Origin of the sequence: Nostoc spongiaeforme FACHB-130, assembly GCF_014698475.1 — a bacterium.
GTDB lineage: Bacteria > Cyanobacteriota > Cyanobacteriia > Cyanobacteriales > Nostocaceae > Nostoc_B > Nostoc_B spongiaeforme.
In genome coordinates, this window is record NZ_JACJTB010000050.1 from 41,018 (window position 1) to 48,940 (window position 7,923).

5 protein-coding genes are annotated in these 7,923 nt (G+C 44.0%); 2 read left to right on the forward strand and 3 right to left on the reverse strand.

Features of this window, described 5'->3' with window-relative positions:
• Window positions 1-82: 82 nt before the first annotated feature.
• A complete protein-coding gene (locus tag H6G74_RS26160) occupies window positions 83-262 on the forward strand; it encodes a hypothetical protein (protein WP_190970428.1) in 180 nt (59 codons plus the stop codon).
• Here the strand turns inward: H6G74_RS26160 and H6G74_RS26165 are convergent.
• On the reverse strand, window positions 230-2,830 hold the full coding sequence (locus H6G74_RS26165) for a U32 family peptidase (RefSeq protein WP_190970429.1): 2,601 nt from the start codon (window positions 2,828-2,830) through the stop codon (window positions 230-232). The genes H6G74_RS26160 and H6G74_RS26165 overlap by 33 nt on opposite strands.
• A 164-nt stretch (window positions 2,831-2,994) precedes the next feature.
• Between H6G74_RS26165 and H6G74_RS26170 the strand changes: the two genes are divergently transcribed.
• Entirely contained in the window at window positions 2,995-3,609 is a 615-nt protein-coding gene (locus tag H6G74_RS26170) for a Uma2 family endonuclease (RefSeq protein WP_190970430.1), read from the forward strand.
• A gap of 53 nt (window positions 3,610-3,662) precedes the next feature.
• Here H6G74_RS26170 and H6G74_RS26175 read toward each other — a convergent pair whose 3' ends face one another.
• Together H6G74_RS26175 and infC are read right to left on the reverse strand one after the other, a co-directional pair.
• Window positions 3,663-6,704 (reverse strand): MFS transporter, encoded by a 3,042-nt coding sequence (locus H6G74_RS26175; RefSeq protein WP_190970431.1) that lies wholly within the window; start codon window positions 6,702-6,704, stop codon window positions 3,663-3,665.
• Between the two features lie 232 nt (window positions 6,705-6,936).
• Window positions 6,937-7,470 carry a translation initiation factor IF-3 gene (gene infC / locus H6G74_RS26180; protein ID WP_015111888.1) on the reverse strand — a complete coding sequence of 178 codons (534 nt, stop codon included), beginning with the start codon at window positions 7,468-7,470 and terminating at the stop codon, window positions 6,937-6,939.
• Window positions 7,471-7,923: the final 453 nt, after the last annotated feature.

Below are 7,923 nucleotides of genomic sequence, written 5' to 3' on the forward strand. Positions count from 1 at the left end.
GGACGCGGATTAATTTGTATACTCTACAAGTTAGGACTGATCCAAAAAACCTCTTAAACCCTCTAGGACTTACATAGACTCTATGATTTCTTGGCGTTCTACCCTGCGGGAAGCAGCTTGCGCGTCTAATGCGACTTGGCGGTTCGATAAATTAAGCTTTGTGGGATTGCGTAAGTCCTGCCCTCATTACTCTGTCATCTCTGCGCCTCTATGGTTCGATTATAGCCGCTTACAACTTCCTCCCGCCGCCGACTGGAGATAAACCCAAGGGGCCACGAGTGACACCCAACTGATTTTGTAATTGCAACTCTCGCCAAAGTTGGGAACCAGAAATTTCGCCTTGGAGTAACTGACGGTAACGCTGTATAGTTTTTGTCACTTGTTCTGGTGTTTCATTGACAAATTCAATGCGAAAATGACGTAAACCCAGTTCTATCAGACGCTGTACGTATTCGGCACCTGTTTGGGCTGTACCATTAAATACGGTGTTTCGACAACCGGCATCAGCTTGAAGGACGTGTTCACTACCAACGCGATCGCGTAATTTCACTTCCTGTTGCTCACAAGGTCTGCCACAGTTGGTATAATCAGTACCTTCCGAAAGAAAGGCACAGAAAACACAATGTTCCATGTGAAACATTGGTATACGCTGGTGAATTGTCACCTCAAACCATTGCGGTGGACAACTGCTCAGTAAGTCTTCTAATTGATTGATATTTAAATCGTAGGATGCAGTTAGTCTTTCTAACCCAAAGTGCTGTTGATAATAATCTGCGGTTAAAGGGTTAGCAACGTTGAGTGAGAAATCACCAACGCATCTATCTACACCAAAAAATTGTAACTGATCATAATTCCGCACCAGATAACCATCGGCATTTGCCGCCCGTACTTGCTGTAAAATCCAGTTTTCCCCAGGTTTGGTAATGCGGGGAGGTGCAACCCATATTTGAGGGAGTGGGGAGTGGGGAGTGGGGAGTGGGGGAGTTCTGTGTTGATGTACTAGTTCTACGGCTTGGCGGTAGGTGCGGGGGTCTTCAAACTCACAGTAGAGAGTTTCCACACCAGTATTCAAGGCGGCTTGGAGTTGCTTGAGGTTGCGGACTAGAACTATGAGTGCGGGAGATGTGGGAGATGGGGGAGAGACAGCTGGAAGTAAGTTTTGTAAGGAAGCATCCGAACGCAATTCCCACCGTTTAGGTTGACTGCGTAATTCTTCTAACTGGGCGACAATTTCTCGACGCATCCGGTTTAACTCACTCACTGGAACCATGACAGCGCCCTGGAGATGATTGGTTAAAGTTCCCAAACAAAAGGGAGTGTTACCCAGACGACCGAATTGTTCTCGCAAACGGTCTGTATCTAAAGGTTTAGTGTGTGCCTCGACTAGTGCGATCGCAGATTCTACTTGTACGATATTACCAAGTTCATCGCGGGCGATCGCAATTAACAATTGCCCAACTTCGCCATAAATTTCCAACGATATCGGACGCTGAAATTGCGGGTTATCGCCAGCAAAACTTTGACGCAGTTGTTTATCCAGTTCTGGGTCACTGGTTTTCCACACCTTATCACCGATATGCACCCGCCGGAAGTTGAGGCTATCTTTGCCAAAAGTCAGTACAACTTCCTGACCTTTGGGTGTGACTGTGTAAACCCGACCGCCTTCTTCCTTCGCCTCTGGATGACCGCAGTCAAATACAATTCCGTCTCCTGGTTTGACTGGTGCTTCTAACTTAATCGTCACTTGTTCGTTACGAACACGGGTAACTTCCCCCAAATAAACTCCGCGCTTTTTCCCAAACCGCGCATGAACTAATTCTTGATTATTAATTCCCTTAAACCAGCCAGTATATAGTCCACGGGAAAACGCCATTTCTAAGTTGTATTGTTCTTGACCTCTCCCCCAACCCCTCTCCGAAGCGGAGAGGGGAGTCTTATTTCCCCCTTCCCTCCCAGGGAAGGGGGTTAGGGGGTTAGGTCTTACCAACTCCGCCATCACCTTATCCAAAGCTTCTCGATAAACGCGGGTGACATTTGCAACATATTCCGGTGCTTTCAACCGCCCTTCAATCTTCAGACTAGTTACCCCAGCCTTGACCAAATCTGGTAATACTTCTAACCCCGCCAAATCTTGGGGACTGAGTAAATATTTGCGTTCTTGCAAATCAACAATTTCACCATCAACGATTAAATCATAAGGCATCCGACAAGCTTGGGCGCACTCACCCCGGTTAGCCGAACGCCCACCCAAAGCTTCACTCGTCAAACACTGACCAGAATAAGCGACACACAAAGCGCCATGAACAAAGACTTCTAATGGTAAATTAGTTGCTTGCTGAATTTTCTGAATTTCTTTAATAGAACATTCCCGCGCCAAAACTACCAACTGACAACCCAGAGATTTGGCAAAATCTACCCCAGCCGCACTGGTGATAGTCATCTGTGTGGAAGCGTGGATAGGAAAATCAGGTGAGAGGTGACGAATGAGACGACAAATACCGACATCTTGCACAATTACCGCATCTACCCCAGCCGCAACAATGGTGCGGAGATATTGCTGTGCTTCGGTTAATTCTTGCGGAAAGATGAGAGTATTGACAGTAACATAGCCTTTTACACCCCGCAGGTGCAGAAACTTCATTAATTGCGGTAAATCAGCCTCAGTAAAATTTTGCGCCCGCATTCTGGCGTTAAATCTATCCAAACCAAAATAAATCGCATCCGCCCCATTTTCAACAGCAGCCTTAGCACATTCCCAGTTACCTGCTGGCGCAAGTAATTCGGGACGTTGAATAGAAGTTTGTGGGTTTTGTGTGCGATCGCTTTTCATCAGACTGAGATAGATTTAAATATCACCATAGCGATTCTATCAATAAAAACTTGCAGCGATAGACCCCCAGATTGGGCGGTATTTGGTGGGTTAGCCAGTTTTTATCCTGTGGCACAATCTCGCAGTAGCGATGATAAATTCAAATATATGTGGAAGTGTTGACTATGACTCAAACCCTACCCAAGTTAGCAACCTTTGAACAATTTATTGATTGGTATCCCTCAAACGGGGTGCAATATGAGCTACATCAAGGAGTTATTGTTGAAATGCCGCCCCCAACTGGTGAACACGAAAATGTTGTTGGATTTTTGGCAGCACAGATTACTTTTCAGTTTTTACAAATGGGACTTCCGTTTCGCATTCCCAAAACTGCCTTGATCAAAATTGAGGGCAATAACTCAACCTATTCTCCCGACATTTTAGTATTAAATCACGACAATCTTGTTAATGAACCACTGTGGAGCAAGCAATCGACTGTGATTCAAGCTGCATCTGTACCAATTGTTATCGAAGTCGTTAGCAGCAATTGGCGAGATGACTACTACGACAAGTTCAGGGATTACGAAGAAATGGGAATTCCTGAGTATTGGATTGTGGACTATGCTGCACTCGGTGGCAAAAGATTTACTGGTAATCCTAAACAACAAACTATTACCATTTGTAATTTAGTTGATGGAGATTATCAAATGACTTTGTTTAGGGGTAATGATGTGATTATCTCGCCTTTATTTCCCCAACTCAAATTGACAGCCCAACAAATTTTTGATTCGGCTTTGTAAGCACCTAAATTGAAGAATTGAGGAGTCAAAATCAATGAGTGAGGGATAAATGCTCAATTTCTAGTTACAGTCGCATCCTTGTTACTAGCCGAAGGACGGCGAACACTGTATTTTTTCATTAATTCTTTGACTTGAGTGGCTACTAATGGATGTGTATCTTGTTGTAATTTTGGCAGGAGTTCTAAAAGCACGCGATGGGAAACAGCATTTAAATATGCGATCGCTGCTTCGCGCACAAAGCCTGTAGGATGACGTAAAGCTAGTAAAATTTCGTGACTAGTTAAGCGGATGCGGCTAACTTGCGCCAGATGCAAACAGCAGGCTAAACACCAATCAGACAGGAAATTATCTAAACTCAGCATTCTCCGCAATCGTTCACTGACTTGCATTGGTTCATATTCGACCAATTCAGCTTCTACAAGATAATGCAGTTTTTCTTGGTGCGATCGCTTATCTAAAATATTCAACAATAAAGATTTGACGGGCAGTGTCACTGTATGCTCTAAAATTTCTAAACCCCGTGCAATATTCACCCCAGAATTAGACCTTAAATTAAAAGCGGCGGCTTGCATTTTTTCTGCTGAATAAAGCAATTTTAACAGCAACAGTAACCGTTCTCGTCCATCAATTTCTAGTTCTAACAACGCTTTTTGTAATAAATCACAAACAATTGCGGCTCTTTGGGATGTGGCATAATTATCGAGAGTTTGTGGTTTTTGTAAGTCCAAATACGCGGCGTAAATTTCTCCTAAAAACTTCAACTCTTGGTCAATTAAAGTTTCGACTCGCGTTTGATAAAAGCGGTCTACTCGGCTGTTAGTTTCTGGTTGTTTTTGGACTTTGAGTAAACTACGCAAAATTTGATATCTCGTCGCACCCCAAGATTTTTCTAAATGTAGCCACAGGGCTTCTGTTGCTTGTAGGGTAGGAATTTGGGCAATGGTTCGCCACGCATACATCCGTACTATCTCTGGCTTATAAGTATCCGTCGCCAACTGTAACAGCATATCCAAAGCATCATTTTCTAGTTTGGCTAAGGCACGCATCGCCGTGGTGCGAGTTGATTTATAGTAAAGTGCGGCAATTAAGGCAGAATAGTAATCTTCTAAGCGAGTGGCTGCAATCATTTCCAATACAGCACAGCGCACCCGCAAAGATTCATCCTGCAACAAATTCGGGATATGAATCCGCAAGGCTTGGAGGTATATTGTTTCTCTGAGGGCTTTGACTCCATTAATACGTTCTCTTTCTTGTTTATGGGTCAACATTCTTTGCAGCGTTTTGGTGGCTGCTACCTTTTGGATTGGTGTTCCTTGACGCAAAATTAAAGCGGCGGCGGTGGCGCGAATTAAAGAATGGTGTCGCGCCTGCAAATATTCTTCTAATTGACTCAAGTTAGGATTTTCTTCCGCCAGCCACACATAACGCAACGCCAAAGCCAGCACTTCTGGATCAATTTTTTCTGGGGGTTGTTCAATTACCAACCGCACATCCCCAGCATAAGCAGGATTCGCCCCACCAATAAACATGACTTCCAAACTTTGGCGTTGCAATTCTGGCGGTAACTTTAACAGCAGTGGCGCTAAAACTTCGGCGGCTCCATGTGGATCAATTTGTGCTAAAAGTTCAATACAAGAATGTTTATCTGTGGTACTGCCTTTTTCACCTAAAGCTTTGACTACCCCTTGTTTAAAGACACGTAAACCAACATTAGAAGCACTGAGTTCGCCTCGTTCGGCACTTAAAACTAATAAATCAACATAACGCGATCGCAGTACCCAAACCACCCTTAAACAAGTAGCAGCCGCCAATACAGTTTCGCCCACAAATACCCATTCTTGTAATCCAGGGGGAACAAATCGATTACATACAAACAAAGTCGCCAAAATCAGTAATCCCGCCCCACCTGTCGCAATGGCTTCGGCTGTTCCACCGGATAATGCTTGCATGTGGCTGCGTAGCCGTTCGGGGATGGGTTGGTATAACACTGGCCCACTACTCACAACAAAGGTGTAGCGCAGCAATTCATCGCAGAATTTTAACCCCACTAATCCCCAGAAAATGCCATAGGAATGCAAAGCCGGGAATAAATTTAATAAAGCGATCGCAGCAGGAACAACAAAGCCAACACTAATCGGTAACAGTGCGGCGGTGAAAAATACACCAATTCTTTCAATCAGGCGGCTGGAAACAAACCACTGAGTCCCCAACTCACACAAACCGACAATTCCGCCAAATAGACCTAAAAAACTCGCCAAGTCGCGATCGCCTAAATTAGATTTCAGTTCCCGGAGATATTGAAAGTCAACCAACAATCCTATAACTTGCAATAGCCCCACAAAGGCAAATAACTGCCATGTGTAGCGGCGTAGGGGCGCTTGAATCCGCCGATATCGAGAAGCTTGTTCATGAGGGACTTGACGTTGGGGCGCATCAGGAAAGGCGGCGCGATATTGATTACTTAAATAAGCTAAGATAGCTGACCCTAAAACAATCAATGCACAAGCAATCAGGATGACTTTCTCTAGTTTGATGAATTGCAAAATCCACGGCAAACTAAAGCCACTGATCACATCCGCTACTAATAAGCCACTGCTAACTAGCGGGTAAGTACGTTTAATTTCACGGATGTTGAAAATTTGATTAGCAACAATAGAGGTGTTGAGGTCGTTGACTACATAAAGTGCATCGACCCACAATCGCAGGATGAACACTAAAACTACTGCTACATAGGAAAGATGTAATCCCTCACGTAATAATACCAAGAGCATCAGTGGCACAACCATACAAGGTGCGATCGCCACTACCACCCAGCGCAAGGGAAAAATCTTTTGTAACCAAGAATAAACAAAAACTAACCCTGCACCCATCGCCGCACTAGCAATGTACATCCAAGGTAACGGCCCCGCACCATATTGATCTAAAAACAGTGCAACCGTACTATCCTCAGCCCATCGCAACCCAATAGATACAGTTGTGTAAAAGGCAAACATGATCAAAGTCCGTTCGCCTTCCTCCGGCCGCAGATTTACCCACTGTAGCAGTCGTGAAACAACACCTTTATTGACAACCAACGAGTAGTTTTTCAGTTCCATGCAGTTTAGCTTTCTGATATCACCCTGCAACAATTCAATGAAAAATTGCACTCAACACTCAGCACTCAGCACTCAGCACTCAGCACTTAAAAAGCAAGAGTCCTGAGCAACTGAGTATTATGTTTCCCACTCAGCTCTCAGGACTATCAATTTTTGATAAACTTATTTGACCTTTAGGTCTTTATGCTATTTTCAGCAGTGAATTGTCCGTTGTGTTTCGCAAAGTCAAAGGTTACTTTTTCGGCGAAATCAGCATCATCATATTTCTCCCCTCTTTTTTCGGTGCTTGTTGTACTTCACCAAAGGGTTCTAGGTCTGTCGCCATACGTTTGAGTAAATCTTCTGCTAAGTCACTGTGTTGAATTTCTCGACCCCGAAACATAACAGTCGCTTTAACTTTATCACCGTCCTTCAAGAAACGCTCTGCTTGTTTCACACGCACGTTATAGTCGTGTTCTTCAATTTTGTAGCGCATCTTTACTTCCTTGACATCGGCCGTGTGCTGCTTCTTCCGGGCTTCCCGCGCCTTCTTCTCTTGTTCAAACTTGTATTTCCCGTAGTCCATGATTCGGCAAACTGGCGGGTCGGCCTTATCACTGAGCAGCACTAAATCTAGCTCTTTTTCTTCAGCTAATTGCAGTGCTTCCTGAGGAGTGATAATTCCTAATTGGGAGCCATCAGTATCAATGACTCTAATTTTAGGGAAGCGGATTCTTTCGTTGATTTGGGGCAGATCGCGAGTTCTTTTTTTCTCAATCACAGGCATTATGATTTTTGGAAGCTCTCTTTTTAGAATGTGGTTTGGTTTTGCTTGGTATGCCTCAGAAGCACAATACTTAAAATAACTGAGGACTTAACAAAGGGTCTTGGATAGTAACTAACCTATAGCCTAGTTACTAACGGCTGTATTTGTCATTCTACTCATAATGAAGAGAATTTCTCTGCAATAGTTAACTTAAATTACACAATCAAGCGAAGTGTTATCCATTTTAACAATTATTTTCTCGATTATTGACAAATTGGTATAAATATACATTTGCTAGAGTGAGGGAGTAGGGGCTAGAGGCTAGGGGCTTAATAAATACAGTTGTCCCATCAATCCTTAGACCCGAATTTCTCACGTATGGGTAGCGGGTGTGGTGAGTTTGGGGAGAGAGGGGAGTGTGGGGAGTGTGGGAAGAGAGGGGGGAAAGATTTCTTCACCATCCTCCCACACCTC

What these genes read in the sequence shown, in the direction of transcription:
- H6G74_RS26175 (WP_190970431.1), bottom strand. Translation starts at nt 6,704, where the DNA reads ATGGAACTGAAAAACTACTCGTTGGTTGTCAATAAAGGTGTTGTTTCA.
- H6G74_RS26165 (WP_190970429.1), bottom strand. Translation starts at nt 2,830, where the DNA reads ATGAAAAGCGATCGCACACAAAACCCACAAACTTCTATTCAACGTCCC.
- infC (WP_015111888.1), bottom strand. Translation starts at nt 7,470, where the DNA reads ATGCCTGTGATTGAGAAAAAAAGAACTCGCGATCTGCCCCAAATCAAC.
- H6G74_RS26160 (WP_190970428.1), top strand. Translation starts at nt 83, where the DNA reads ATGATTTCTTGGCGTTCTACCCTGCGGGAAGCAGCTTGCGCGTCTAAT.
- H6G74_RS26170 (WP_190970430.1), top strand. Translation starts at nt 2,995, where the DNA reads ATGACTCAAACCCTACCCAAGTTAGCAACCTTTGAACAATTTATTGAT.